19 protein-coding genes are annotated in these 26323 nt (G+C 60.7%); 2 read left to right on the top strand and 17 right to left on the bottom strand.

Annotated elements, in window-relative coordinates:
* Positions 1 to 9: 9 nt before the first annotated feature.
* A complete protein-coding gene (locus K7A42_RS14625; protein ID WP_282455502.1) occupies positions 10 to 1440 on the bottom strand; it encodes an NAD-dependent succinate-semialdehyde dehydrogenase in 1431 nt (476 codons plus the stop codon).
* Between the two features lie 543 nt (positions 1441 to 1983).
* Entirely contained in the window at positions 1984 to 7917 is a 5934-nt protein-coding gene (locus tag K7A42_RS14630; protein ID WP_282455455.1) for an Ig-like domain-containing protein, read from the bottom strand.
* Between the two features lie 254 nt (positions 7918 to 8171).
* Here K7A42_RS14630 and K7A42_RS14635 point away from each other — a divergent pair, with 254 nt between their 5' ends.
* Positions 8172 to 9035 carry a LysR substrate-binding domain-containing protein gene (locus tag K7A42_RS14635; RefSeq protein ID WP_004445381.1) on the top strand — a complete coding sequence of 288 codons (864 nt, stop codon included), beginning with the start codon at positions 8172 to 8174 and terminating at the stop codon, positions 9033 to 9035.
* Positions 9036 to 9103: 68 nt separating this feature from the next.
* Here the strand turns inward: K7A42_RS14635 and K7A42_RS14640 are convergent, their stop codons facing one another.
* From K7A42_RS14640 to K7A42_RS14690, 11 genes are all read right to left on the bottom strand, one after another.
* Positions 9104 to 9499: a c-type cytochrome gene (locus K7A42_RS14640; RefSeq protein WP_282455456.1), complete on the bottom strand. Its 396-nt coding sequence runs from the start codon at positions 9497 to 9499 to the stop codon at positions 9104 to 9106.
* 67 nt (positions 9500 to 9566) lie between these two features.
* Positions 9567 to 10127, bottom strand: coding sequence for a gluconate 2-dehydrogenase subunit 3 family protein (locus K7A42_RS14645; RefSeq protein ID WP_072493108.1), 561 nt, complete (start codon positions 10125 to 10127; stop codon positions 9567 to 9569).
* On the bottom strand, positions 10127 to 11812 hold the full coding sequence (locus tag K7A42_RS14650) for a GMC oxidoreductase (RefSeq protein ID WP_022562839.1): 1686 nt from the start codon (positions 11810 to 11812) through the stop codon (positions 10127 to 10129). The genes K7A42_RS14645 and K7A42_RS14650 overlap by 1 nt, the downstream gene beginning before the upstream one ends.
* 149 nt (positions 11813 to 11961) lie before the next feature.
* Positions 11962 to 12816 (bottom strand): sugar phosphate isomerase/epimerase family protein, encoded by an 855-nt coding sequence (locus tag K7A42_RS14655; protein ID WP_282455457.1) that lies wholly within the window; start codon positions 12814 to 12816, stop codon positions 11962 to 11964.
* A gap of 99 nt (positions 12817 to 12915) precedes the next feature.
* The gene (locus K7A42_RS14660; RefSeq protein WP_282455458.1) at positions 12916 to 14085 is read right to left on the bottom strand and encodes a Gfo/Idh/MocA family protein; all 1170 of its coding nucleotides are present in this window, start codon (positions 14083 to 14085) and stop codon (positions 12916 to 12918) included.
* 11 nt (positions 14086 to 14096) lie between these two features.
* Positions 14097 to 15146, bottom strand: a complete 1050-nt coding sequence (locus tag K7A42_RS14665; protein ID WP_282455459.1) for a sugar phosphate isomerase/epimerase family protein — start codon at positions 15144 to 15146, stop codon at positions 14097 to 14099.
* Between the two features lie 33 nt (positions 15147 to 15179).
* A complete protein-coding gene (locus K7A42_RS14670; protein ID WP_004445395.1) occupies positions 15180 to 16202 on the bottom strand; it encodes a LacI family DNA-binding transcriptional regulator in 1023 nt (340 codons plus the stop codon).
* A 3-nt stretch (positions 16203 to 16205) separates the two neighbouring features.
* Positions 16206 to 17174 carry an ABC transporter permease gene (locus K7A42_RS14675; RefSeq protein ID WP_282455460.1) on the bottom strand — a complete coding sequence of 323 codons (969 nt, stop codon included), beginning with the start codon at positions 17172 to 17174 and terminating at the stop codon, positions 16206 to 16208.
* A 1-nt stretch (position 17175) separates the two neighbouring features.
* Positions 17176 to 18120: an ABC transporter permease gene (locus K7A42_RS14680; RefSeq protein WP_006698394.1), complete on the bottom strand. Its 945-nt coding sequence runs from the start codon at positions 18118 to 18120 to the stop codon at positions 17176 to 17178.
* Positions 18117 to 19610 carry a sugar ABC transporter ATP-binding protein gene (locus K7A42_RS14685; RefSeq protein WP_137069434.1) on the bottom strand — a complete coding sequence of 498 codons (1494 nt, stop codon included), beginning with the start codon at positions 19608 to 19610 and terminating at the stop codon, positions 18117 to 18119. The genes K7A42_RS14680 and K7A42_RS14685 overlap by 4 nt, the downstream gene beginning before the upstream one ends.
* 102 nt (positions 19611 to 19712) lie before the next feature.
* Positions 19713 to 20735: a substrate-binding domain-containing protein gene (locus K7A42_RS14690; RefSeq protein ID WP_006698395.1), complete on the bottom strand. Its 1023-nt coding sequence runs from the start codon at positions 20733 to 20735 to the stop codon at positions 19713 to 19715.
* Between the two features lie 284 nt (positions 20736 to 21019).
* On the opposite strand from K7A42_RS14690, the gene K7A42_RS14695 reads away from it, so the two are divergent.
* A complete protein-coding gene (locus tag K7A42_RS14695; protein ID WP_004445400.1) occupies positions 21020 to 21415 on the top strand; it encodes a cupin domain-containing protein in 396 nt (131 codons plus the stop codon).
* Between the two features lie 93 nt (positions 21416 to 21508).
* Here the strand turns inward: K7A42_RS14695 and purU are convergent, their stop codons facing one another.
* The 4 genes from purU to K7A42_RS14715 are packed head-to-tail and all read right to left on the bottom strand — an operon-like array spanning position 21509 to position 26323.
* Positions 21509 to 22393, bottom strand: coding sequence for a formyltetrahydrofolate deformylase (gene purU / locus K7A42_RS14700; RefSeq protein ID WP_034496963.1), 885 nt, complete (start codon positions 22391 to 22393; stop codon positions 21509 to 21511).
* A gap of 54 nt (positions 22394 to 22447) precedes the next feature.
* A complete protein-coding gene (gene soxG, locus K7A42_RS14705; protein WP_282455461.1) occupies positions 22448 to 23002 on the bottom strand; it encodes a sarcosine oxidase subunit gamma family protein in 555 nt (184 codons plus the stop codon).
* 13 nt (positions 23003 to 23015) lie between these two features.
* Positions 23016 to 26006 carry a sarcosine oxidase subunit alpha gene (locus K7A42_RS14710; RefSeq protein WP_282455462.1) on the bottom strand — a complete coding sequence of 997 codons (2991 nt, stop codon included), beginning with the start codon at positions 26004 to 26006 and terminating at the stop codon, positions 23016 to 23018.
* Positions 26003 to 26323: a sarcosine oxidase subunit delta gene (locus K7A42_RS14715; protein ID WP_004445406.1), complete on the bottom strand. Its 321-nt coding sequence runs from the start codon at positions 26321 to 26323 to the stop codon at positions 26003 to 26005. The genes K7A42_RS14710 and K7A42_RS14715 overlap by 4 nt, the downstream gene beginning before the upstream one ends.

Below are 26323 nucleotides of genomic sequence, written 5' to 3' on the forward strand. Positions count from 1 at the left end.
GGCCGGCCGCTATATGCCGCCCATGCAGAGATATTTCATTTCAAGATAATCCTCCATGCCGTGGCGCGAACCTTCGCGGCCGATGCCGGATTGTTTGACACCGCCGAAAGGAGCTGCTTCCGACGACATGCGGCCGGTATTGATACCGACCATGCCATATTCCAGGGCTTCGGCAACACGCCACACGCGCTTGAGATTGGAGGCGTAGAAATAGGCAGCCAGACCGTAGATCGTGTCATTGGCTTCACGAACAACCTGCTCCGCATCGTCGAAACGGATGATCGGCGCTAAAGGTCCGAAAGTCTCTTCCTGCGCCACCCGCATCGCGCTGGTGACGCCGGTAAGGACCGTAGGTTCGAAAAAGGTTCCGCCATTGCCGACACGCTTGCCGCCACACCTTATTGTGCCGCCTCTTGCGCCGGCGTCGGCCAGATGTGCCTCGATCTTGTCGATGGCGTGGCTGTCGATCATCGGACCGATGGTCACCTCGGGATCGAAGCCGTCGCCGACCTTCAATTCTGCCACCCGCGCAACGAATTTTTCCGAAAACTCATCGTGAACCGCCGACTGGACATAGATGCGGTTGGCCGAAACACAGGTTTGGCCGCCATTGCGGAATTTCGCCTGAATGGCGCCTTCCACGGCTTCATCAATATCGGCATCGTCAAAAACGATGAAGGGTGCATTGCCGCCCAATTCGAGGTTGAGCTTCTTTATCTGCGGCGCGCATTGGCTCATCAGCAGCCGCCCGACTTCGGTTGAGCCGGTGAAGCTGATCTTGCGTATCCTGGCATTGGTGCACAATTCCGCACCGACATCGGCGCCCTGACTGGCATAGATAAGGTTAAGCGCCCCTTCCGGAAAACCGGCAAGCCGCGCGAGCACGAACATTGCCCCTGCCACCAGCGGCGTCTGTTCCGCTGGTTTCAATACGATGGCACAGCCGGCGGCAAGTGCGGGCGAAATCTTCCGGGCGACCATGGATGCAGGGAAATTCCACGGCGTGATGGTGCCGACCACGCCCACCGGCTGCTTGATAACGAGCATCCGCCGATCGTTGGAAGGGGCGGAAATCGTTTCGCCATAGATGCGGTTCGCCTCCTCGGCATACCATTGCACGTAAGCAGCGGCATGGGCGACTTCGGATTTTGCCTCCGTCAGCGGTTTACCCATTTCTGCCGTCAGGATCGTTGCGAGGTCGTCCGAATGGAGAACAATCAGTTGGTGCCAGCGGCGCATCACCGCGCTCTTATCCTTGGCCGGCAGGCTCTGCCACACGCCCTGCGCTTCGGCCGCGCGGTCGATCGCGTCCCGGGTTTCCGAAGGCCCCATATCCGGCAGCCGCGCAAGCAGCGCACCGGTCGAAGGATTTAAAACATCGAATTCCGCGCCCGACCAAGCCTTGCCGCCGAGAGCGATGCCTGCGAGATCGGAAAACAGATCCGGCCGGGCGAGCCTGCCGAGGAGAACAGGATAAAGCGACAAGGACGGTTCCCCCTTTGACACGACAACCCGAGCACGCCGACCAGCCGCTATTTCAGCGAATGACCGTCGGCTGACGGGCACCGGCACAGGTGGTAGCGCCGCACCGGAAAAACGTCAATCTTGCGCGTGCATTTGCGACAATCGATCAAGAAAATTCATGAGTCATCACACGCATCGGCGATGAAAACCGCCCTCCCCTACATCGATTATGATTTGAGATATCCCCCCGCAGCTGGTTCGACGCTGGCCGTCCAACAGGTCGCCGTCCGAATATGGGCGATCCCGTCCAGCGCCAGCGCCGGTCAGCACGTCCGCTGCAGCAATATTGGCGACAGCGTGCTCTCCGGCCCCCGGGGGGCCAATGACGAAGACGTTTTCTTACTTCGTCTTTGCCGACAGGGTCGGCCACTCATGCCAGGCTCCCTCAAGCACAAACCCGCCGAAATCGGCGGGTTTGGCGCGATTTGAAGGGCACCCGGATGGATGCGCCCTGGTGGTTTACGCGAAGCGGAAGTCGTCGATGACGAATTGCTGGGTCTTCACACCATCGAAGGTAATCGTCGACCCGTCCTTGAAGGCGATCTCGGCACCGTGGTCGCCATCCGTGAAGACCCCGGAGGCGATAAACGCCTGGTAATCCGCAAAGACGTCCTTCGAGAGTTCGACGACATCCTTGCCGTCAGCCCCGGCCTGGAAGTCCGTCACCACATCCCGGCCGCTGCCGGCCGCGAAAACGAAGGTATCCGCACCACTGCCACCGGTCAGCACATCGTTGCCCGCCCCGCCGATCAGCGTGTCATCGCCCGATCCGCCGTTCAGCTGGTCGTTGCCAGCACCGCCGTGAAGCACATCATTGCCGGCGCCGCCCATCAGCACGTCGTTACCGGCGCCGCCCTCGACGATATCGTTGCCGTAACCAGCAACCACACGGTCGTTGCCAGCGCCCGCATCCACCATGTCGTTGCCGGCACCGGCCAGCAGCGTGTCGTTGCCGTCACCACCTTCCAGCATGTCCTTGCCATCGCCAGCCACCAGGACGTCGTTACCGTCAGTACCGCTGACGATGGTGTATTCGGTGTAGCCGTTCACAGTCACGGTTGTGGTGCCGTGCGCTTCGCCGCCATTGGCGTCGCGGACCGTATAGGTGAGCGTCACGACCGCCTGCTGGTCATCTTCCAGGGCCGCGAAAGCCGAGGAAGGATCGACAACCAGCTTGCCATCGACCACGGAGAAGGCAGCAGCTGCCTGTTCGCTGGTCAGGGCAAGGCCCGCGACGCCTGCAACTGCGACGCTGATGAGCGTCAGGCGGTCACCTTCCACATCCGTATCATTGGCGACCAGATCGAAGCTGGCGCTATCCTTTTCCGATACGGTGATCCTGTCGTCTACGGCCACGGGCGCATCGTTGACGGGATTGATCGTGACGGAGACAACGCTCTCGGCACTGCCGCCCTTGCCATCGGAAACGACAACCGTGAAGCTGTCGGTTCCATTCACATTGGCGTTCGGCGCATAGACCCACTCACCGGTCGCCGCGTCGATCTTGACTTCGCCCTTCGCCGCGCCGGCATCGGCCTTGATGGCGAAGGTCAGCGTATCGCCATCGATATCGGATGCAACGACCTTGCCCTTCAGGACTACATCCTCATCCGTTTTGACGGCGATGGAGGCGGCAACAGGTGCGTCATTGACAGGCTTGACGGTGAAGCTTGCCGTCGCCTCGCTCGAACCGCCGCGACCGTCAGTGATCCTGTAGCTGAAGGACGCCGTGCCGTTGAAATCGGCAGCCGTGGTGAAGCGGATGCCCGTTTCCTCCATAACCGCTGTTCCACCCGCGACAAGGGAGACACCCGTCGCCGCCAGCTGGTCGAGATCGGCGTCCTTGTCATTCGCCAGCAATGTGGCGAAGGAAATAAGGAAGGATGCCGCATCTTCATCGACTGCAGCCAGCGTATCGGCAGCAGCAACCGGGCCACGGTTGACAAGACCCTTGACGATCGCATCGCGGTTGAGAAGCGTTCCGTCGGCGAAGGTCACCAGTTCTAGACCGCCGCCAGCGAGCTGGCTGCGCAGCGAGATTTTTTCACCGTTGCCGAATTCGATTTCGACGTTGTCGCCGAACTTGTGCACGACGGCTTCGTTTCTGGCAATATCGTGCAGAACGAGAACGTCCTTGTCGCCCGTTGCGCCAGCGGTCTCGACGATGTCGTCGGAGCCGTCACCGCGGCCATAGACATAGGTGTCGGAGCCATCACCGCCCAGCAGCAGATCGTTGCCGGTACCGCCTTCGATGACGTCGTCACCCAGACCGCCGGAGACGATATCGTTGCCCTCATTGCCAAACAGCACGTCGTCACCGTCGCCGCCGGACAGCGCGTCACGCCCTGCCCCGCCCATCAGCACGTCGTTGCCATCGCCGCCGGCTAGGCGGTCGTTGCCGGCGTTGCCGATCAACCGGTCATCGCCCCCCTGGCCGAAGATCGTTTCATCGGCATCTGTACCCACGAGGGTGTCGCGCGCTTCCGTGCCGTTGATGGTTGTGCCCGCCTCGAGGCCGGATTTCAGATTGACCACTGTCAGATTGTCGAAGGCCAGACCCTTATTACCCCAGGAATAGAGGCCGAAAGTACCCGCGTCGAGTTCGCGATCACCGATGGGATAGGCAAACAGCGCCTCTTCGTTGAGGAAAGCGGTGATCTTGTCGCCGATGACCTCGACGCGCAGCTTCGTATCCTGGCCAGGCTCATATTTGCCCGGCACCTGAGCGAGGATTTCCTCGATGCCGTTTCGCATCCGGACGAGATTGAAGATGCTGCCGGCACCATTGCTCGGAGTGCGATCAAGAATGCCGTCGGCATCCAGTTCGAGCTTGTAATAGTTTTTGCTGTCCTTGTAGCGGAACAGGAAGCCGAGACCGTCCTTGTCAGGTGTCTGGAACGTTGTTTCGATGGCGTAGTCGGTCCATGCCAGCGCTGCCGGGTCGTTGAAGAGCGCATAAGTGCCAAGGCGCAGCACGTTGACGCCGTCCCCCATCGGGCTCCAGCCACGTTTCCAGTAGTCGGAGTTGGTTGCGCCGCTCCAGGTCAGCTCACGGCTTGCAAGCTCGGTTGTCTGAACCAGCCTGCCGTTGGAAATCAGCCACTCAGAGGACTTTCCATCCGGTCCGATACCGCCGAACTCACCCTCGTCAACAATCTTGAAGCGCGCCATGGCCCCAGCGGAGGAGAAATCCTCGGCAACGAGAATTTTCGCCTTCTCCACGACCGTAACATCAACGCGATCGGTCGAAACGGCACCGTTGGCGGAGGTGACCTTCAGGATCAGCCTGTTGATGCCGGTATCGAGCGCGACGTCGACCTTTTTGCCTGTGGCGACGACATTGCCGTCGAGGTCCGTCCAGACGAAGCCAGTCAGATGCTCAGGGCCAAAGGAGCCGGATGCATCGAGCGTGACGGAAGCCTTGCCATCGCCATCCAGGTCGTCGACCCGCTGGTCGATCCCGGCCTTGGCGGTCGTGACCGCGCGCGTGACGACGATGTCATCGAAAACCGAGGCGCGCTGACCGCTGGAATAGACGCCAACCGTGCCGCCGGAGAGTGGCGACGTCGCATCCACGACGGGGCCGCCAAAGACGTTCTTGTCACCCAGGAAGACGTTGATGACGCCGCCGACGACCGAGACGGTCAGCGGAAGCTCCATATTATACTGAACGCCCTCATTGACCGAAGCGAGCAGAACTTCATTGCCGCCCGAAACCTTGATCAGCTGGCGGCGGTTCGTTTCTCCATCCATCGAGAAGCGGTAGTAGTTGTTCGCGTCCTTGTAATAGAAGTAGACGCCGATTGCGTCATTATCGAGCTGGATGAGCGTCGCTTCCAGGACGTAGTCGCTCCAGCCGGCCGATTGTCCGCCAATATAAACAAGCTTGTTGCCGGTCGCATCGCTCTGGTCGAAGAGCGCTGCCTCCGGAGCGGCAAGGCCATCCGTTGTGCTCGAGCGCGAAAATACCGTGCCCTTGAGCAGGAAGTTGCCGGTGTTGCCATCGGTCGCGCCGAAATTGGTGGCCCAGCCGTCCGCCTTGCCGTCGTTGAAGTTTTCAACAAGCAGGGTGCGGTCGCCGCGAACGAGAACGTCAATCTTATCGGTGGTCTTGACGCCGTTGGCGTCGGTTGCCGTCAGCGTCAGCTTGTGCTTGCCGAGCGAAAGATCGGCAACCGCTTCCTTGCCTTCGGCAACCACATCGCCGTTCTTGTCCGTCCAGACGAATTTCTTGATGTCTGCCGATAGCAGTGATTTGGCGGCGGAGAGGTTAACGCTTGCCTTCGATGCACCGGTTGCCGCATTGGCGACGATGTCGTCACCGGCGTCGGCCATGGCGCGCGCCTTGCCTGCACCGACATAGACGTTTTCGAACACTTCCTGATGACCGCGATAATAACCGGTCAGGCCGTTGCGATCGATTTCCGGCTTGCTGCGGTAACCGTCGAGGTAATCGTCGAAGGCGGTAAAGTAGGTTTCGGTGGAGATGCGGTTATTGTCCGGATCGATGGTGATCAGGCGTATCGCGCCGTTGCCGCCGTTATTGCCGCGCGACTCGATGCCGTTACCGGTGATTTCGCGGGATACGCCGTTCTGGTAGTTGACCAGGAACTGGAAGACCGGCTCGCCAAACTGGTTGTAGGTGATGTCGGTTTCTGCGCCATCGCCGAAGATGTGACCGGAGAAGGTCATGACGATGTTCGGATAACGGGACAACAAGACGCGGGCGACATATTCGCCGTCATTTGCGCCGCGCTGATCGGTGCGCATGCCGTAATCATAGCCGGCGCCTTCGTCATAGAGCGGCGCTGCCAGATTGTCCTGACGCCCGGCATAGCTCGTCAGCGAATGCGTTGCGAGCATCACGCGATGGTCGGGAAACTTCTCGATCACATCGCCCGCCCAGCGGATCACGTCGTCGCGCGGGCCGAATTCGAGCGAAATGGACAACCACTTGGTCCCATCAGGCGCGGTGAAGGTGCTGTAGGTGTTGCGGGCGGCGGCCTGTTCCTGATCGTAAGCGCCCCCGAAGGTGCCGGCATTGGTCGCCGCCTGCTTTGCTGCCGAGAAGCGGCTGTCCAGCTGGTCGGAAGAATGGTTTGCGGCGTTGCCGGACGAGCCCTGATCGTGATTGCCGGGAAGCAGCGCATAGGGCAGCTTGCCATCAAGCTTGCGCAGCGCAGCTTCGGCAATATCCCATTCGGACGACTGGTTGTTCTGGGTGATATCGCCCACATGGCTCATGAAGACGATGTTGTGGCTCTGGCGGTTATCGACCAGCCACTGCGTCATGTCGCCGAAGAGATGCTTGATGCCATCGTTCGAGGTATAGTCCTGCGTGTCTGGAAAAACCGCGATCGTATAGGCGTTCGGGCCGGCCACACGCACACGAAAGTCGTCGGCCATGCTTTTGCCGGCAGCGTCCGTCGCGGTCACACGAATGTCGGAATGGCCGAGTTCGGCAAAGTCAAGCGTCAGCTTGTTGCCTTCCGCAAGGACCGCATTCACGACCTTGTTTTCGCTGTTCTGCACGGTGAAGGTAAGCTTTTCGCCGGAGAAGTACTTCGACAGATCGATCGTCACGTTTGCCGCGTCGGGCGTCACCATCATGTCCTTGATCATGGCGGTTTTTGCCACGGCCGACGGATCGACAGGGGCCGTCTCGCCAATTCCCAGGACGTTAGCCTTTGCAGGCGTCGTGAATTCGAGCGTGGTGCCCTTTGCGGTAATCGTTCCCGTGCCGATTGCAGGTGCGGCCGAGCCTTCCGAGAAACGGACTTCGAGAGCGCCTGTCTGCTCTGCCGCCTGCTTCATTACATCCGGCAGAATACCCGATGCTTTTGCTGCGCCCAGATAGGACATTTCGGCCTTCGTCAGCACTTTCTGGAGAAAGAGGAAATTGCTGAGATAGCCGGGAGATGTATCGCCATCCTCATCCGAGAAGATCAGGAAGCCTTTGGACAGGTCGATGGCGAAGCGTCCCGGATTGGACGATATCTGCTGGGTCGCGATATAGTCGCCATTGACGTATTTATTCATCGAAACGGTGCCGTTCGAATTCTTTTCGATCGTGACACCAACACGGTTCCAGGCATCCAGTTTGGCCGTGCCGCGATAATTACCGCCGATGCCGATACCGTAGCTGGCACTGCTTGCAGAGCCAAAAATGTCACCGTCGTTGCTGTTGGTAAGATCCGTCTGAAGGAAGGGTATCCATTCGGTGGAGCCGCCCGAAGGGAAATAGACGTCATATACCAGGCTGTAGGACGTTACCGTGCCGGTGCCACCGGGCGAAACGAGAATGCTCTGCTGCTGCGCGAGGTCCGGGATCTTCAGCAGCCAGTCGGAAGAGGTTTCGATGGGGTTGGCGATCGAGTTTTGCGAAGTCGTCATCTCTTGGGCCTTTTTGCGTGAAACGGATTGGCCGAGGCCATGGCGGCACGATTAGAGGCAGGGGCTAACGCCCGGATGACGAATTCCTAACAAAGTGTAAACGCGCCATAGCGATTTCCCATGGCCGCCATCGGTTACGCCACAGGGTAAACGAAGCCTTCCCGCGGGCGTCATGGTGTTGTCAGCGTTTTCGCCGATAATCGCACGGCAGAAGGAAGGCGCACACGGCGCTAGCGCCGGCAGAACAGGATCTCATGTCGACCACCCAGCTGAAGGCCTTTCACATCGTCGCGCAATCGGGCGGTTTTTCTCAGGCCGCGCGGGACATGGCGATCAGCCAATCCACCCTTTCAGCCCATGTGCGCGAGCTGGAGGCGATCAGCGGTGTGAACCTTCTGGAAAGAAAACCGCGGGGGGTGAGCCTCAGCCCGCAGGGCGAACGCCTGTTCGAAATCACCGCGCGCCTGTTTCAGGCCGAAAACGAGGCCAAGGCCTTCCTGCGCGGCGATACGGGTTCTGCGGGCGGGCATCTGCGCGTCGCTGCCGATGGCCCCGTGCTGCCGCTGCCGATCCTCTCGCGGCTGAAGGCAGAGCGACCGCAGCTAACCTTTTCGCTCTCGGTGGACAATTCCGCGCGGGTGATGGAACAGATCATCGATTATCGCGCCGATGTCGCCATTACCGCCCGTGCACCTGATGATCCGCGCCTCTATGGCGTCAAATTCCTCAGCATGCGGCTTGGCCTGTGCGTGCCCGTCTTTCACACGCTGGCGGCGCGGGAGAGCGTCTTCGTGGCAGAGCTTGAAGGCCTGTCCTTCGTCATGCGAGAGCGGGGATCGCGGACCCGCGAAATCTTCGAAAAGAACCTCGCCGATCACGGTATCTCCATCCAGCCCGTGATAGAAATCTCGTCCCGCGAGGGCGTGCGAGAAGCCATCGCCAACGGTGTGGGATGCGGCGTGGTGGCCGATCTGGAATTCGGTCACGACGCGCGCCTTTCCTTCGTGCCGCTCTGCGATGCCACCGAACTCATCGATGAATATGCGATCTGCCTTGCCGAAAGACGACATCTGCCGCTGGTGCGAAGATTCATCGAGGAAGCGGGGCGGGTTCTATGACATTGGCCGTCCTCTCCCGGCAGCAGCCGGAAGGAGGATCAGCCTATCCTCCCCCGCCTTGGCCGCCATCACTCTGCAGGTTTCGAAGCCGCGCTTTCGATATAGGCAATGAGATTGTCCAGATCTTCCGGCTTGCTGATGCCGGCCAGCGCCATCTTGTTGCCAGGGATTTTCTTTTTGGGCGCGCTCAGGAATGCCCGCAATTCTTCCGGCTTCCAGACGAGGCCTTCCTCGCCCGCTTTTTTCATCGCGGCCGAGTAAGTATAGTCCGGCACGCCGCCCGCCGCGCGGCCGATAATCCCGTTAAGCTGCGGGCCGACCCTGTTTTTAGCGCCCTCACCGATGGCGTGACAGGCGGAACACCGCTTGAAGACGGCCTCGCCCTTGGCAACATCGCCCTCCGAAAAAGCAGGAATGGCGCTTGCGGCAAACATTGCCGCCGCGATGATTGTTATTTTGCGCATCGTGTCATCCTTGTCTTGCCGCTTGAGTACGACCCGTCCGCGGAAGCAGACGGGCCGGCGATTTTCTTCAGGTCGTGCCCCAGGCAGGCGTGCCCTTCTTGTAGGGAACGCGATCCTCGAAGCCACCGGGAATCTCGTCATAGACGAGAACTTCCGTGGCGCCGATCTTCGAGGTGAAGAAACCAAGCAGTGTCAGCTGCTTGACCAGCGTGAAAGCATGCGGTTTTGCCGGCGACTGTTCCGCTTTGGCCTGTTTGTCCAGCACAGAAAGCAGCGCCTGGCGCTGTTCGGCGGTCAAATCCACAAAGGCCTTCCCGTGTTCGGCCTGACTGCGTTTCTCGATGTCGGAAATGGCCGAAAGGAAGAGTGTCCGCTGTTCGTCAGTGTAGCAATCGGCCGCATAGACGGCCATGAATGCACCGACTTCCGCGTCCTTCGCGCCCGGCGTGGAGGTCCGCGGAATGATGGTTTCCGCCACCTCGTCCAGAAAGCGGATTTCCTCGGGGGTAAAGACATGGGCACCCCCGGCGGGCCTGGCAGCGTTTTCGGCGGCTGTCAGGATATCCGCACCGATCAGCGGCAGGCCGGTCGCAACGGCTATGAGTTTCAGCAGTTCGCGTCTGTTCATCACAGGTTCCCCTTCTTCAATTCGGAAACGGCGAAATCGGCCGCACGCGCCGTCAGCGCCATATAGGTCAAGGACGGGTTGACGCAGGAGGCCGAAGTCATGCAGGCGCCATCGGTGACGAAGACGTTCTGCGCATCCCAGACCTGGTTGTTGCCGTTAAGGACAGAGGTTTTCGGGTCGCGTCCCATGCGGGCCGTTCCCATTTCGTGAATGCCCATGCCCGGCGCATAGCTGCCACGACTGGGCTTGACGTTCTTGATGCCGACCGCCTCGAACATCTCGACGGCGTCATTGACCATGTCTTCGCGCATGTCGAGTTCGTTCTGCTTCATCTCGACATTCATGGAAAGGACCGGCAGGCCCCACTTGTCCTTCTTCTCATGATCCAGCTTCACGCGGTTCTCATGATAGGGCAGCATTTCACCGAAGGCGGTCATGCCGATGGTCCAGCCGCCCGGCTCGGTCAGCGCTTCCTTGTAATCGGCGCCGATATTCAGTTCCGCGATCTCCCGCTCCCAGCGCGACCGGCTGGCGGAGCCCTGATAACCGAAACCGCGCAGATATTTGCGCTTGTCGTCACCGGTATTGCGGAACCGGGGAATGTAGAAGCCCGCCGGACGGCGACCCTTGAAGTAGAAGTCCTCGAAACCTTCCACCTGGCCGGTGGCGCCCATGCGGAAATGGTGATCCATAACATTATGGCCGAGTTCGCCGGAGCTGCTGCCAAGCCCGCCTTCCCAGACATCGGTGGCCGAGTTCATCAGCACCCAGGTCGAGTTCAACGTCGATGCGTTCAGGAAGATGATGTCGGCGGTATATTCATAGGTCAGGTTTGTCTCGGCATCGATGATCTCGACGCCGCGCGCCTTCTTCTTGTCCCTATCATACAGGATTTCCTTGACGATGGAGAAGGGACGAAGCGTGAGATTTCCCGTAGCGACCGCTGCCGGCAGGGTGGATGCCTGCGTACTGAAATAGCCGCCGAAAGGACAGCCCAGCCTGCATTTGTTGCGGAACTGACAGCGCGTGCGTTCCTGATCGGGAAGTTCCTGGGTGATGTTGGCGCAGCGCGAATTGATGAGGTGGCGCGTGCCCTTGAACGCCTTCTTCAGCCGGCTTGCGACATCCTGCTCCACGAAATTGAGAGGAATGGGCGGCAGGAATTCCCCGTCAGGAAGGATGTCCAATCCCTCGCGGCTGCCTGAAATGCCGGCGAAGCGCTCGACGTAGTCATACCAGGGGGACACGTCCTCATAACGGATCGGCCAGTCAACGGCGATGCCTTCTTTTGCATTGGCCTCGAAATCGGTCTGCGACCAGCGATAGGTCTGGCGTCCCCACAGCAGCGAGCGGCCGCCGACATGATAACCGCGGAACCAGTCGAACCGCTTTTCCTCGACATAGGGCGTTTCCTGCTCATCGGCCCACATGCCAAGCGTCGCCTCTTCCAGCAGATAATCGCGGCTGAGAACGGGATATTTCGCCTTCATTTCCTGCGTGGCGCGGTTGCGATGGGGGTAGTCCCAGGCTTCCTTGTCGGCATTCTGATAGTCGGTGACGTGTTCGATATTGCGGCCACGCTCCAGCATCAGAACCTTCAGGCCCTTCTGCGTGAGTTCCTTTGCGGCCCAGCCTCCACTGATGCCCGAGCCGACAACAATCGCATCATAATGATTGTTTGCCATGATAACTCCTCCGATGTGAGCTTGGAAAAAACGACAGGGCAAAGCGCTTCCCGTCGCGGCGCGGCGGAAAATGGACATGCGTCTGTCGAACCTCATGCTCCCCGCCGAAACCGGCCGCCGGGGAGCGGTTCTGGTTTTACTGGCAGTGTTTACTGAATGGTCGGCAGGTGTTCGTTGAGGAACGCGTTGCCCTTGGTTACGACCGCTTCGGCATCGAGCGGAAGGTCGTGCTCGAGGATGAACCATTTTGCGCCGGCATGTTTGGCCGCCGGCAGGATCGTCTTCCAGTCAAGCGTGCCGGTGCCGAGTATGGCGAAGCCGCGTTCGTTTTCCGCCGTGCCCGCCGGTGCATTGTCCTTGGCGTGGATGGCAAAAACCTTGCCCTTTAATGTACCGAGGAATTCTGCGGGATCATTGCCGCTGCGCGCCACCCAGGCGACGTCGACTTCGGCCTGCAGTTTCGGGCCGGCGGCGTCGAGCAACAGTTCCAGCGCCGTCTTGCCGTCGAACTTGGCCATTTCAAAGTCGTGGTTGTGATAGGCCATGGAAAGGCCCGCAGCGGACAGCTTGTCCGCATAGCCACCCAGTTCCTTGCCGAAGGCGGTCCAGCCAGCGGCGTCCTTCGGTCGGTCTTCCGGCTTCAGGAAAGGTACGGTCACGACAGGATTGCCGACAGCCTTCTGTTCGGTGATGACCTCGTCGAGGTTGCCGCGCAGCTTGTCGATCGGCACATGCGAGGAAATGACCTTGATCTTGTGCTTTTCGAGAAGCGTGTTCAATTCGCTGGCGCTGACCTTCTGCATGTCCACCGTTTCCACCGCGGAAACGCCCGCGCGGTTGAGGATCGTCAGCTGCTCCTCCAGCGTTCCGGAATTGCGCAGCGTATACATCTGCGCGGCAATCGGCAGGGTCTTGCTGTCATCGGCAAAAACCGGATTTGCGAAACCGGCTGCCAATGCTGCGACGACTGCGATGCCTGCGAATTTTGACTTGAACGTTTTCAAACGCGTAACTCCCTTTCCGTTTGATCAATATGACGACACGTGTCCTTTGCCGGGCATCACCTTCGGCACCCTGTGTCGTCTCCTCCGATAGGCTGCGACCTAGATATCGATATTGATCCAGGTCGAGGTCTGGCTGGAGCGAACGGCGGCATCGATGAATGCGAGACCCGCAAGGCCGTCCTCCATGCCGGGGTAAATCACCTCCCCGGCGGCTGCTTTTCCCTCCCTTTTGGCAATGATTGCATCTGCGGCTTCGCGGTAGATCGTCGCGAAACCCTCGAGATATCCTTCCGGGTGCCCCGATGGCACGCGGCTGACACGGTTGGCCGCGGCTCCTGCGCCTGCGCCGTTGCGGGTTATGAGCCGCTTCGGCTCGCCGTAAGGGGTGAACCACAGCTCATCCGGCACGCGGTGGTGCCATTCAAGCCCGCCCTTTTCGCCGTAGACCCGCAGCGACAGCGCGTTTTCATTGCCGACTGCGATCTGGCTTGCCCAAAGCATGCCCTTGGCGCCGCTTTCGTAACGCAAAAGAATATTGGCGCTGTCATCCAGCTGCCGGCCCGGCACGAAAGAGGTCAGGTCGGCATAAAGACTCTTCGGGATTTCACCGGTAACGAAGGCGGCGGCGTTGAAGGCGTGGGTGCCGATATCGCCGATGGCCCCGCCCGCGCCGGAGCGGCTGGGATCGGTGCGCCATTCCGCCCCCTTCGCACCGGTCTTCTCAACCGCCTCGGTCAGCCAGTCCTGGGCATATTCGGCCTGAACGTGGCGCAGCTTGCCAATGGCTCCATCAGCCACCATCTGCCGCATCTGCCGCAGCATGGCGTAGCCGGTGTAATTATGCGTCAGGACAAACAGGCTGTCCGACGCCCTGACGATCTCGGCCAGCGCCTTTGCTTCCTCAAGTGTCGCGGTCACAGGCTTGTCGCAGATGACGTGAATACCGGCCTCGAGAAAGGTCTTTGAGGGCGCAAAATGGAGGTGATTGGGCGTCACGATGGCGACTGCCTCGATACCGTCGTCTCGACCGGCCTCTGCCGCAGCCATCTCCTCGAACGAGGCATAGGAACGCTCCGGCGCGATGCCGAGCAGGGTTGCCGAAGCGGCCGCACGCGCGGGATCGGAGGAAAGCGCTCCGGCCACGAGCTCGTAACGGTCATCCAGCCGGGCCGCGATGCGGTGCACCGCACCGATAAAGGCGCCCTGACCGCCGCCGACCATTCCGAGACGGATACGGCGGCTGTCGAATTTTTTTGGTGTGGAAGACATGGCTATCCCTTTCAGAGGCCGAGAAGGCGACGATTGGCGGCATCATCGACGCCGCTCTTGGCGAAATCGTCGAAGGCCCGCTCGGTCACACGGATAATGTGGTTTTCAATGAAGGCGACGCCTTCGCGCGCGCCGTCTTCCGGGTGCTTCAGCGCACATTCCCATTCCAGCACCGCCCAGCCATCGAAATCATATTGGGTGAGCTTCGAGAAAACCGCGCCGAAATCGACATGCCCGTCGCCCAGCGAACGGAAACGGCCCGGCCGATCGACCCAGCTTTGATACCCGCCATAAACGCCGGAACGGCCGGTTGGATTGAACTCGGCATCCTTGACGTGGAAGGCGCGGATACGCTCGTGGTAGATATCGATGAAGCCGAGATAATCCATCGCCTGCAGCACGAAATGCGAGGGATCGTAGAGGATGTTGGCGCGCGCGTGGTCGCCGGTGGCTTCGAGAAATCGCTCGAAGGTGACGCCATCATGCAGGTCCTCACCCGGATGCAGCTCGTAGCAGAGATCCACGCCATTTTCCTCGAAGGCATCGAGAATGGGTGTCCAGCGCTTGCCGAGCTCGACAAAGGCCATTTCGACAAGGCCCGCCGGGCGCTGCGGCCACGGATAAACGAACGGCCAGGCGAGCGCGCCGGAGAAGGTCGCATGGCTCTTGAGGCCGAGATGCCGCGACGCCTTCGCTGCGCATATCAGCTGATTGACCGCCCATTCCTGCCGCGCCTGCGGCTTTCCGCGCAGTTCGGCCGGAGCGAAACCGTCGAACATCTCGTCATAGGCGGGATGAACGGCAACGAGCTGGCCCTGAATATGCGTCGAAAGCTCGGTGATATCGACACCGATCTCGGCCAGACGGCCCTTGATCTCGTCGCAATAGTCCTTGGATTCCGCAGCCTTTTCCAGATCGAAGAGCTTGGGGTCGGTCGGCACCTGGATGCCCTTGTAGCCGAGCGAAGCCGCCCATTGGCCGAGATTGTCGAGCGTATCGAAAGGGGCCTCGTTTCCGGCGAATTGCGCGAGGAAAATCGCCGGGCCTTTGATCGTCTTCATGTCCTTACACTCCTTGCATTCACAGTCTGGCCGCTACCGGTGCGGCGGTCGGCATGGCGCGACCGAGCCGCGCACCACCAGTTCGGTATCCAGCACGATGGTCTCGGCGGTGCGTTTGCCATTCAGCCTGTCCACCATCAGCGCCATGGCCCTTCGGCCCATTTCCTGCCGGGGCTGACGCACCGTCGTCAGCGGCGGCTCAAAGGCATTGGCGAAGATGATATCGTCGAAGCCGATGACGGAGACGTCACCCGGGACCGACAGGCCCCTGCCCCGCAACTCGCTGATCGCGCCAATCGCCATCTGGTCGCTCGATGCGAAGATCGCGGTAAAGACAATGCCGCCTTCGAGAAGACCCGCAATCGCCTGCCGGCCGGCCTCAATGCTGTAATCACCCGTCACCACCAGTTCGTCGGCATAAGCTATGCCGGCCTCTGCGAGTGCCGCGCGGTAACCGTCGAAACGTTCCTGCGCCAGACTTTCCGGTACGGGACCGGCCAGATGCACGATCCTTTCATGTCCCGCTTCCATGAGGTGACGCACGGCGTTCATCGATGCGGCGCGGTTGTCCACCTTGACGGTCGGCAATGCGAGGCCGGGCACCGTCTCCGACGCGATGACAATCGGCGGCAGCGCATCGCCCTGATCGAGAAGCTCGGACGGGAACTGCCCGGTCATCAGGATGAGGCCGTCGGCATGTTTCTGCCGTACCATATCGATGTGGGTCGCCACACGGTGCTCGTCATTGCGGGCATCGCCCATAAGCACCTTGAAGCCCGCTTCGCCCGCCGCTTCCTCAACACCCTTGTAGATTTCGAGATAGAAGGGGTTGCCGATATCGCGAACGAGAAGGATGACGGTGTTGTTGGATTGGCGGCGAAAACTGGCCGCCTGCGCATTGGGAACGAAGTTCGCTTGCCGAACGGCATCGAAAACCTTCTTGCGGGTTTCCGGGCGAACCTTGTCGGGTTGCTGCAGTGCGCGCGATACTGTCGCGATGGAGACACCCGCGAGAGCTGCAACTTCCCTGATATTCGAACTGTGGTCTTTGCTCATCTGTCACACACGCAACTGCTTTTGGCGGCCATAAAGCAGCATCAGCGCTAGCAACGTGACACCGAATATGATCTGCCGTGCCCATACATCGAGGTTGAGCGTTATCAGTACGCTTTGCAGAATGGTGAGCGCAACTGCGCCGGCCATGGTTCCGACATATCCGCCAGCCCCGCCGGCCAGCGAGGTGCCGCCAATGACCACTGCGATGATCGACGGAAGCACATACTGGTCGCCGACAGAGATGAAGGACGTGCCGGTATAGCCGATGACGCAAACCCCGGTCAGGCCAGCGAACAGGCCGGAAAGGCCATAAAGCAGCGTGCGGATCAGCGGAACAGGAAGACCTACCAGCGTCGCCGCCCGCTCGTTGGAGCCGATGGCGTAAATGGCGAAGCCGAAAGCCGTGCGGCGCAGGACGAAGAGCATGATCGCGGCGATGCCCAGCCAGACGAAGAGTACACCGGGAATGCCGAAGATGAGGGGGCGGTTGATGAAACCTGCGAGCAGCGGAGCCGCCGCACCTGACGGAACGCCCTGCGAATAAACCACCAGCCCGCCCTGGATGACCGCCGTCATGCCGAGCGTCATTACCAGCGGCGGAATGCGCACGAAGGTGATGCCGAGACCGTTGATGAGGCCGATCAGGAACGGAATGCCGCCCGCAACCAGAATGGCAAGGGGAATACCGGCATTCTGCCCGTTCATCATATTGCCGGCAAGCACCGCGCCGAGCGAGATCATCGCGCCGACGGAAAGGTCGATGCCTTCGCGTCCGCCGAGGATAACGAGATTCTGGCCCGCCGCGACGATACCGAGAATGGCGGCAATCGTCAGCAGCCGCACGATCTGCGATCCCTGTGCGAAGCCGGGCGACAACAATTCGCCGACAAGCAGCAGGAAAGCCGATGCGCCAATGGCGATGGTCAGGGGATCGGTGAGAAGGGTTTTGAGTTGCAAGCCGGGCTTGGTCATATCAACGCCTCGTCACCAGAACGCCACCGGCCAGAGCCGTCAGCACGATCAGACCCTGCACCAGTGTCTGGTACTCGAAGGGCAGGCCCGCAAAGAAGATCACATTGCCGATCATGCCCAGCACCAGCGCGCCCGCGATCGACCCGGTCGAACTGCCGAAGCCGCCGGAAAGCGCCGTACCGCCCAAGACCACCGCAGAGATGGAAGATAGCGCCAGACTTGCGCCGAGAAGCGGATCGCCCGAGGCCGTCTCACCCGTCAGGCAGAGCGCCGCCAGCGCGGAGAAAAGACCAGAGATCATGTAAGCGCCGATACGGATGCCGGAGAGGCGTAGCCCCGTCTGGAAGGCGCCGGTGCGATTGCCACCCACCGCAAGCAGATGCGTGTGAAAAGGAATACGCGACACGATAAGCGTGAAGGCGATGCCGGCAATCAGCACCCAAAGCACGAAGGGCAGGCCGACGAAGCTGCCGGAATAGGTCTGCCAATAGGCCTCCGGCACCGGCAGGCCAGCCTGCGGCAGAACCCAGATCGCCATCCCGGCAAAGATGATACCCGTCGCGAAGGTGGTCACGATCGGCTGGAAACGCAGGCCCGAAATGAAGAGGCCGTTGACCAGGCCGCAGAGTAGCCCAACGGTTACACCCGCTGCCATGCCGGCGAAGACAGCGCCAGTCGTGCCGCCAAGAGCAGCAATGACGCTGACGGTGACGACATTGGCGAGCGCCACGATGCTGCCAACCGACAAATCTATATCGCCCGCCAGAATGACATAGGTCTGGCCGATGGCGACCAGGATCAGCGGCAGGAACGTCGTCAGGTTCGATTGCAGCACCGAGGGCTGAACGAAGGACGGTTGCAGAAACGTATTCACGGCGACAAGAACGGCCAGAACGACGAGGGTGATGACCCATGGCTGCCTGCGCAGGAAACCGGAGACGCTCATGCGGCATCTCCATAAGCGGCGCGGGTCATGTTTACAGATGTCATGTCGGCTCCGGTCAGTTCCGCAGAGATGCGTCCGCCGTTGAACACAAGAATGCGGTCGGCATATTCGAGGATTTCCGCATCTTCCGAGGAATAAAGAAGGATGGTCGCGCCGGCATCGGCCTGCTGACGCATCAGCGCAAAAAGATCGGCCTTGGCGCCGAGATCGATACCCTTGGTCGGATCATCCAGCAGAAGCAGTTTCGGCGCTGTGGCGAGCCAGCGGGAAATGAAGATCTTCTGCTGATTGCCGCCGGAAAGCGTGCCGATCGCCATATCCAGGCCGGCAAACTTCGTCTTCATATCATCCGCGACCTTTTGCACCCGCGGCTTCAGCGTGGCGGGCCGGACCAGCCGCATCTTTTCGCGCACCATCAGGGCCGCGACGAGATTTTCGAAGATCGACCGGCCCTGAAGGGAAGCGTCACGCCCGCGGTCGCCCGAGACATAGGCAAAACCGTTGTGAACCGCGTGCGATGGCTTGCCGATGGTAATTTCACGGCCATCGAACCATGTCTGGCCCGTCGCAAAGGGCGTCGCGCCGAACAGCCCCTTCAAAAGCGCCGACTGTCCCTGCCCCTGCAGGCCGGCCAGACCGACGATTTCACCCGGATAGGCGTCAATACTGACACCGCGCACGCCTTCGCCTGTAACATCCGTCACCTTGAGGCTGGGAGTTGCGGCAGCGCGTCCCTGCTGGCGGGCAGGTGCTGCGCGGACATCGCCGACCATATCGTGCACCACAGCTTCACGCGTGGTTGCCGCCGTATCGAGCTCGGAAATCGTTGCGCCGTTTCGCATCACGGTAATGCGGTCGCAGACGGCAAAAACCTCGTCGAGACGGTGGGAAATCATGATGGTCGAGACGCCATCGGCCTTCTTGGCCCGGAGTATCTCAAAAAAACGCTGGGACTGGCGGCCATCGAGCGCTGCCGTAGCCTCATCCATAATCATGAGGCTGGCATTCTGGGCAAAGACCTTGAGGATTTCGACGAGCTGGCGCTGATCGGGCGGCAGAGTGCCAACGATCGCATCCGGCTCCAGTCCTTCGCCGGCCACGCCGTCAAACAGGGCGATCAGCCCTGCCGCCTCGGCTTTCAGCACCTTACGGTCAACAAAAATGCCACGTTTCGGCTCCCGGCCGAGAAAGATGTTATCGGCAACCGAAAGCTGCGGAACAAGGCTGAGTTCCTGGTAAAACAGCGCAATACCGGCGTCTTCGGCGTCACGCGGGCTCTTGAAGCGCACATCTTCGCCCTTGAATTTGATCGTTCCGCTCGTCGGCGCCACCGCGCCCGCAACGATTTTGCAGAGCGTGCTCTTGCCGCAGCCATTGGCGCCCAGAAGCGCGTGAATTTCACCGCGACCGACAGTCAGCCTGCCGTCGGAAAGCGCACGTACGGCGCCAAAATTCTTCGTTATGCCGGCCGCTTCCAAAGCGTTCGCCATCGCATGTCCCCGAATAATACTTGTCACAGGCGGCCAGCCAACGCGCGGTCCGCACTCGAAATTCCGGTTCGGGCCGGCGCTTCCGCCGGCCCGGGACGGTTCTTATTTGAAGAACTCGCCGGCCTGTTCCGGCGTCACGGTCGCCGTGACGGACCAGTAACCGGGCTTGCCTTCTGCAGCCTTGATATTGTCAGCAAGGTTTTCGTTGCTGACGAAGGGGATCGGAATATAGATGGCGTTGCCATAGGTGCCGCCAAAGATACCGTCCTTGAATTCCTTGCCCTGAAGCTTCAGGACAGCGACATTGAGCGCACTGGCCATCACGCCGGGCGGATTGACCGAGGCGCCGGAGTTGAATTTTTCCTTTTCCCAGCGGGTCATGAAGTCCTTGCGGATTTCACCGGTCGCAGCAATGTCCTTCGTCTTGCCGGCGGCTTCGATGGCGCGCCACGCGCCGTCGGCCATGCCGTCCTGCACCCAGACACCGCTGATGTCGGGATAAGTGGCAAGCAGGTTCTGCATGGCCTGCTGCCCCTGCGCCTGATCCCAGCTCGCATTGGCTTCGTTCAGCACCTTGATGTCAGGATATTTCTTGAATACTTCGCGATAACCGGCGACGCGAGCTTCGTTTGCCGGATTGCCCGCGATACCGTTGATGGCGACGACGCTTCCCTTGCCCTTCAGCGCATCCGCCAGCCATTGCGCCGACTGCGCGGCCCATGCCTTCTGGTCGATACCGACATAAATCGCATCCTTGGAGGACACTTCGGCGTCGGTTGCGATGACGAGGATGTTGCGCGCCTTGGCCTGCGCGAAGATTGGATCGAAGGCGGTCGGGCTGCCGGGATTGATGAGGATCGCATCAACGCCCTGGTTCATGAAATTGCGGATATGACCGATCTGCCCCTGCACGTCGACATTGCCGCTCTGGACGACAACCTCGACCTTGACGCCCTTTTCGCCCCACGCCTTCGCGGCAGCCTGAGCTTCCTCGATCATCTGCGTGCGCCATTCGCTGCCGACGAAAGAATTGGAAAGACCGATCTTGAAACTCTGTTCCTGCGCGTGCAAGGACGTGCCCGCCGCCAGCACCATCGCGGCAGCAGCCAACAAATGTCTAAACATGAAAACTTGCTCCTCCAAGCAACGGATATCGACTATGAAACCGTTTACATCAGCGAATGTAACCGTTTTCATAAGTGAGTCAATCCCGAGATTGATTTTTGTCGAGCGGTCTGAAAAGGTCCCGGAAGCGGCCGGCGCAACTCTCGAAAACGCGCGAGAATGAAGGGCGTGGCGGAGACCGGAGGCAGGGCTTCACAGAATGCGGAAAGCGATGACCCCGCCCTGTGGGCGACGGCAGGCCCCGCGCTTCCCGCCGGCCTGGAACATCAGTCAGGAGAATGACCATGGAAATATTGCGCGCAGGAACACGGGCATCGGCAAAAGGCCCCGCGGCCTGGTTCACGGGCACGGTCCGCATCGATCCGCTCTTCAACCCCTTCGATGCAGAGCGGGTGCAGGGCGCTCAGGTTACCTTTGAACCCGGGGCGCGAACGGCATGGCACACCCATCCCCTCGGTCAGACGCTGATCGTGGTTTCCGGTCTCGGCCGGGCGCAGCGTGACGGTGGCCCGGTGGAGGAAATCCGCCCCGGTGATATCGTCTGGTTCGCACCGGGCGAGAGGCACTGGCACGGGGCCGCACCTGATGTGGCCATGACCCATATCGCGCTTCAGGAGGTCAAGGACGGCAAGGTGGTGGACTGGCTGGAACAGGTCACCGACGATGAGTATGACGGTTGACCCGGCACCGGACGAGGGCGGCTGCCGTTCAGCAGCCCGCGCCTCGCGCCTGTTCAAGGGGATGGCGGAGCCGGGGCTACGGCAGCGCCGCGCTCAGCCCATCCGCTCCGAGACATATTCTCCCGGCGAGGCGGGGAAAACCACGGTCCTGTTGCCATTCAGGAAAACCCGGTGGTGGATATGGCCATGTATCGCGCGCGCCAACACCTGGCTCTCCACGTCGCGGCCGAGTGACACATAATCCATCGCGCTCTGTGCATGGGTTACCCTGATCGTGTCCTGCTCGATGATCGGCCCTTCATCGAGATCGGCGGTGACGTAGTGGGCGGTTGCTCCAATCAGCCGTACCCCGCGCTCATAGGCCTGCTTGTAGGGATTTGCGCCCTTGAATGATGGCAGGAAGGAATGGTGGATGTTGATGATACGGCCCGACATTTCCTGGCACAGCCGGTCCGACAGAACCTGCATGTAACGGGCGAGAACGACGAGTTCCGCGCCAGTATCCTGCACCACCTGCAGGATTTCCGCTTCGGCTTCCGGTTTTGTCTCAGGCGTGACGCGGATATGATGAAACGGAATGTCGTCGTTCACGACCTGCTTCTGATAATCGAGATGATTGGATATCACCGCGACGATCTTCACCGGCAATGCGCCGATGCGGGAGCGATAAAGCAGATCATTAAGGCAATGACCGAAGCGCGACACCATGATCACCACTCTGGTTTTGCGGGAAAGGTCGTGGATGTCGTATTGCATGTCGAAGTCGACGGCGACCGGACCAAAACCCTCGGCGAGAGCGTCCCGCTCCAGCCCCTGCTCCGAAACGAAGCTCAACCGCATGAAAAAACGGCCGGTTTCCTGATCGGTGAATTGCGAGCTGTCATTGATATTGCAGCCGGACCGCGCGAGATATCCGGATACGGCCGCAACGATGCCGCTGCGCGCCGGGCACGAGACTTTCATGACATAGGTGGTCAAATCCTGCTCCCCTTGGTGGATCAGCTCCTGGACGGTTCTGAAACTGCAACGCGTTCAGGCGGTTTCGGCGGCGAGCTCCCTGCAGCCGGTTTCAAGCAGATGGCCGAGATGCGACGCGAAACTGTTCCAGACATCCATGCGGAACCGGTGTTCAGCATCTCGCCAAAGCACCACGGTCACGCCGTCGAAAATCGTCCGGCGTCCCTCGCCAACGGCAATGGTGTCAATGTCGCGGGCGCAGCCCAGCGTCAGCAGTTCGGCGGCTTGCGGACCTTCGATCAACATCGTCACTTCACGGCCAGAAATGTCGACAAGGCTATGGGGATGGCCAGCATAAACGCCCGCACATGCGGCAATCGGCCGATCGATTTCGTCCATCGGCGCCACGATGGTCCACTCGTCGGGACCGAGGCGTAGAGCTTCAACGTGATCGGAAGCGGCACGGGCGCCGATCCGCTCAGGCAGGCTCAGGCCGAGGGCGGCATTGAGCGGCGCCAGATCGCCGCGCGCGCGCAGCGAAAACCGGGCTTGTGCGGCCGAGATGCTGACCCGTGCCGCTTTGCTTTCGGCAAGCACGCCGGAAACGGAGGAGGAAACGCGCATGTTCATTGTCGGCTCCGGGTCAGATTTTAAGGCGGGTGTTTTCGGGATCGACAAAGACCATCCCGGTGATTTTTGCGGCAATGGTGCGGTCCAGCATGGGAATGTAGACGGTCTCGCCCATCCGCTCATGGCCGCCTTCCACCAGAGCCAGCGCGATCGGCTGGCCAACGGCATCCGAATGGTAGGATGACGTTACGTGGCCAACCATCTTCATCGGGATCGGCTGTTTCGGATCGAAGACGATCTGCGCGCCCTCTTCCAGCTTCGAACGGTCTTCCGTCAGTAGGCCGACGAGATGGCGACGGCCCTTGGCGACGAGGTCGGGACGGGCAAGGCCGCGCTTGCCGACGAAATCAGGCTTGTTCTTGCCAACGGCCCAGCCCATCGCGGCGTCATAGGGCGTCACCGTACCGTCCGTATCCTGACCGACGATGATGTAGCCCTTTTCCGCGCGCAGCACATGCATGGTCTCGGTGCCATAAGGCGTGATCCCATATTGCTGACCGGCCTCCCACAGGATTTCCCAGAGCTTGCAACCGAGCGGTGCCGGCACATTGACCTCGAAGCCGATCTCGCCGGTGAAGCTGACGCGGAATAGCCGCGCCGGCATGCCGGCAACGGTGCATTCCACGCAGGACATATGCGGGAAGGCCTCTTCGGTCAGCTCGACACCTTCCACCAGCGGCGCGAGCAGCTTTGCCGCATTCGGACCGTTGAGAGCGATGGTGGACCATTGCTCCGTGGTCGAGGTCAGCCAGACATTGAGATCGGACCACTCCGTCTGAAGGTAATCCTCCATCATGTTCAGCACCCGGGCGGCACCGCCAGTCGTGGTGGTGACATGGAAACGGTCTTCGGTCATGCGGCCGATAACGCCATCATCACGGATGAAGCCGTCATCGCCAAGCAGCAGACCATAACGGCAGCGACCGGCGGCAAGCTTTGTCCAGGGATTGGTATACATGCGGTTCATGAACTCGACCGCACCAGGGCCGACGACCTCGATCTTGCCGAGCGTCGAAGCGTCGAAAATGCCCACACTCTGGCGCACCGCCCGGCATTCGCGGCGAACGGCGGCATCCATATCCTCGCCAGGCTTTGGAAAATACCAGGCGCGACGCCATTGCCCGACCGGCTCGTAAACCGCGCCATGGGCCTCAGCCCAACTGTCGATCTGCGTCTTGCGCGTCACTTCGAAATGCGCGCCGCGGTGATAACCGGCGAAGGCACCAAAGGTTGTCGGCGTATAGGGCGGACGGAAGGTGGTGAGCCCAACTTCCGGCTGGCGTTTGCCCAGCGCTTCCGCAGCGATGTTGAGGCCGTTGATGTTGGACATCTTGCCCTGATCGGTGGCCATGCCATTGGTGGTGTAGCGTTTGACATGCTCGATGGAGCGCATGCCCTCGCGCACGGCAAGCCGCAGGTCCTTGGCGGTCACATCGTTCTGGTAATCGACAAAGGCCTTGGCCTTGCCGGCATCGCGGTCGCTTGGTAGTTCCGTGTGCGATACACCGCTGCCGATACGGTCATGGTCGACCGCATGGCTGGAAACATTGGCGTTCTTGCCAAGGGCTGCAACGACTTCACGGCCCCGCTCCGCACCGTCCTTCAGTGCGGCCTCGATGCCCCAGAGCCCGCGACCGGCGCCCGCTATCACGCAATCCTCATTGGTGAGCGCTGGCAGGAAGGTCGTGCGCTCGTCATCCCAGGCAATCTTGCCCTGCGTGTGGGAAAAGAGATGCAGCGACGGCGTCCAGCCGCCAGACATCAACACGGCATCGCAGGCAATTTCCTGACCTGCGCCGACAGTGGAACCATTCACCGGATTGACGCGAACCGATTTGACGCGCAACCGCCCCGACGTCGCCGTGACCGTATGTGAGAGCTTGACCGGAATGCCGAGCGCACGCGCCTCGTTTACCAGCTCCTCGCGCACCTTGGCGCGGGTATCGACAATGGCCTGAACAGGTGCGCCAGCACCGTGAAGATCGAAAGCGGCATACCAGGCGCTGTCATGGCTCGTCACCACCACCGGCCGGTTACCGACCTTGACGCCATAGCGGTTGAGATAGGTCTGGGCGGAACCCGCGAGCATCACGCCCGGCCGGTCATTGCCGTGGAAAACCAGCGGCTTTTCCAGTGCGCCCTGCGCCAGCACCACCTGACGCGCCCGAACGCGCCACAGGCGTTCGCGCGGCACATCCTTCGGCACGGTTTCGAGATGGTCGGTCAGCTTTTCGCAAAGGCCGATCATGTTCTGGTGGTAATAGGCAATCGCCGTGGTGCGGGTCATCACCTTGACGCCCTGATCCTTCAGGACCTTCAATTCATCAGCAAGCCAGGTCCATGCGGGCTTGCCATCGATCTTCGCCTGCGGTTCAGATAGCAGCGTTCCGCCGGCTTCGGCATTTTCATCGACCAGCACGACCTTAAGACCATCCACCGCCGCCGCGCGCGCGGCAGCGAGACCGGCGGGACCGGCACCGACAATCAACACATCGCAATGCAGGTTGCGCGAGGCATAGGTGTCAGGGTCTTCTTCTTTGGGGGAGACGCCAAGACCCGCGGCTGCGCGGATGAAGGGCTCATAGACCTTGTTCCAGAAGCTCTTCGGCCACATGAAGGTCTTGTAGTAGAAACCAGCCGAAAACAGCATATAGGCCATGTCATTGACAGCGCCGATATCGAATTTCAGGCTCGGATATTTGTTCTGCGAGGTGGTTTCCAGCCCGTTCCAGATTTCCTGCACCGTGGCGCGGGTATTGGGCTCGAACCGGCCGGCGCCGCGGCGGGTGCCGATCAGCGCATTCGGCTCCTCGGAACCCGCCGCCACCGGGCCGCGCGGGCGGTGGTATTTGAACGAGCGGCCCATGAGATGCACGCCATTGGCGAGAAGCGCGGAGGCGACGGTATCGCCCTTGACGCCGCGATAGGTCTTGCCGTCGAAGGTAAAGCTGACCGAACGGGAAGCATCCACCCGGCCCCGGCCGGAAACGCGATAGGAGTTCATTTCGACACCTCGGAGCTTGCGGTCAAGCGTGTCAGGGAGGACAGTTCAGGGCGCGGCTCACCCGCACGATAGGTCGTTAGGAAACGGTCGCTTACCGTGTCGCGCACGGCGTTGAAGAAGCGGCCGCAACCATGCAGGTGCCGCCAGCGTTCGAAATGCGGACCTTTGACGTTTTCGCGGATGAACAGGAATTCTTCCCATTGCTCATCACTCTGCGACGAGGGATCGGCAGCGCGGACGACATGGGCCTGCCCGGCATAGGTGAATTCGGCTTCGGGCAGCGTTTCGTTGCAATAGGGGCAGCGGATCAAAAGCAT

The organism is Agrobacterium sp. InxBP2 (assembly GCF_026191755.1).
In the GTDB taxonomy this organism is placed as follows: Bacteria; Pseudomonadota; Alphaproteobacteria; order Rhizobiales; family Rhizobiaceae; genus Agrobacterium; species Agrobacterium pusense.

What these genes read in the sequence shown, in the direction of transcription:
- K7A42_RS14715 (WP_004445406.1), bottom strand. Translation starts at nt 26,323, where the DNA reads ATGCTTTTGATCCGCTGCCCCTATTGCAACGAAACGCTGCCCGAAGCC.
- K7A42_RS14650 (WP_022562839.1), bottom strand. Translation starts at nt 11,812, where the DNA reads ATGGCAAACAATCATTATGATGCGATTGTTGTCGGCTCGGGCATCAGT.
- soxG (WP_282455461.1), bottom strand. Translation starts at nt 23,002, where the DNA reads ATGAACATGCGCGTTTCCTCCTCCGTTTCCGGCGTGCTTGCCGAAAGC.
- K7A42_RS14690 (WP_006698395.1), bottom strand. Translation starts at nt 20,735, where the DNA reads ATGTTTAGACATTTGTTGGCTGCTGCCGCGATGGTGCTGGCGGCGGGC.
- K7A42_RS14695 (WP_004445400.1), top strand. Translation starts at nt 21,020, where the DNA reads ATGGAAATATTGCGCGCAGGAACACGGGCATCGGCAAAAGGCCCCGCG.
- K7A42_RS14665 (WP_282455459.1), bottom strand. Translation starts at nt 15,146, where the DNA reads ATGAAGACGATCAAAGGCCCGGCGATTTTCCTCGCGCAATTCGCCGGA.
- K7A42_RS14660 (WP_282455458.1), bottom strand. Translation starts at nt 14,085, where the DNA reads ATGTCTTCCACACCAAAAAAATTCGACAGCCGCCGTATCCGTCTCGGA.
- K7A42_RS14640 (WP_282455456.1), bottom strand. Translation starts at nt 9,499, where the DNA reads ATGCGCAAAATAACAATCATCGCGGCGGCAATGTTTGCCGCAAGCGCC.
- K7A42_RS14680 (WP_006698394.1), bottom strand. Translation starts at nt 18,120, where the DNA reads ATGAGCGTCTCCGGTTTCCTGCGCAGGCAGCCATGGGTCATCACCCTC.
- K7A42_RS14635 (WP_004445381.1), top strand. Translation starts at nt 8,172, where the DNA reads ATGTCGACCACCCAGCTGAAGGCCTTTCACATCGTCGCGCAATCGGGC.
- K7A42_RS14645 (WP_072493108.1), bottom strand. Translation starts at nt 10,127, where the DNA reads ATGAACAGACGCGAACTGCTGAAACTCATAGCCGTTGCGACCGGCCTG.
- K7A42_RS14675 (WP_282455460.1), bottom strand. Translation starts at nt 17,174, where the DNA reads ATGACCAAGCCCGGCTTGCAACTCAAAACCCTTCTCACCGATCCCCTG.
- K7A42_RS14630 (WP_282455455.1), bottom strand. Translation starts at nt 7,917, where the DNA reads ATGACGACTTCGCAAAACTCGATCGCCAACCCCATCGAAACCTCTTCC.
- K7A42_RS14710 (WP_282455462.1), bottom strand. Translation starts at nt 26,006, where the DNA reads ATGAACTCCTATCGCGTTTCCGGCCGGGGCCGGGTGGATGCTTCCCGT.
- K7A42_RS14670 (WP_004445395.1), bottom strand. Translation starts at nt 16,202, where the DNA reads ATGAGCAAAGACCACAGTTCGAATATCAGGGAAGTTGCAGCTCTCGCG.
- K7A42_RS14685 (WP_137069434.1), bottom strand. Translation starts at nt 19,610, where the DNA reads ATGGCGAACGCTTTGGAAGCGGCCGGCATAACGAAGAATTTTGGCGCC.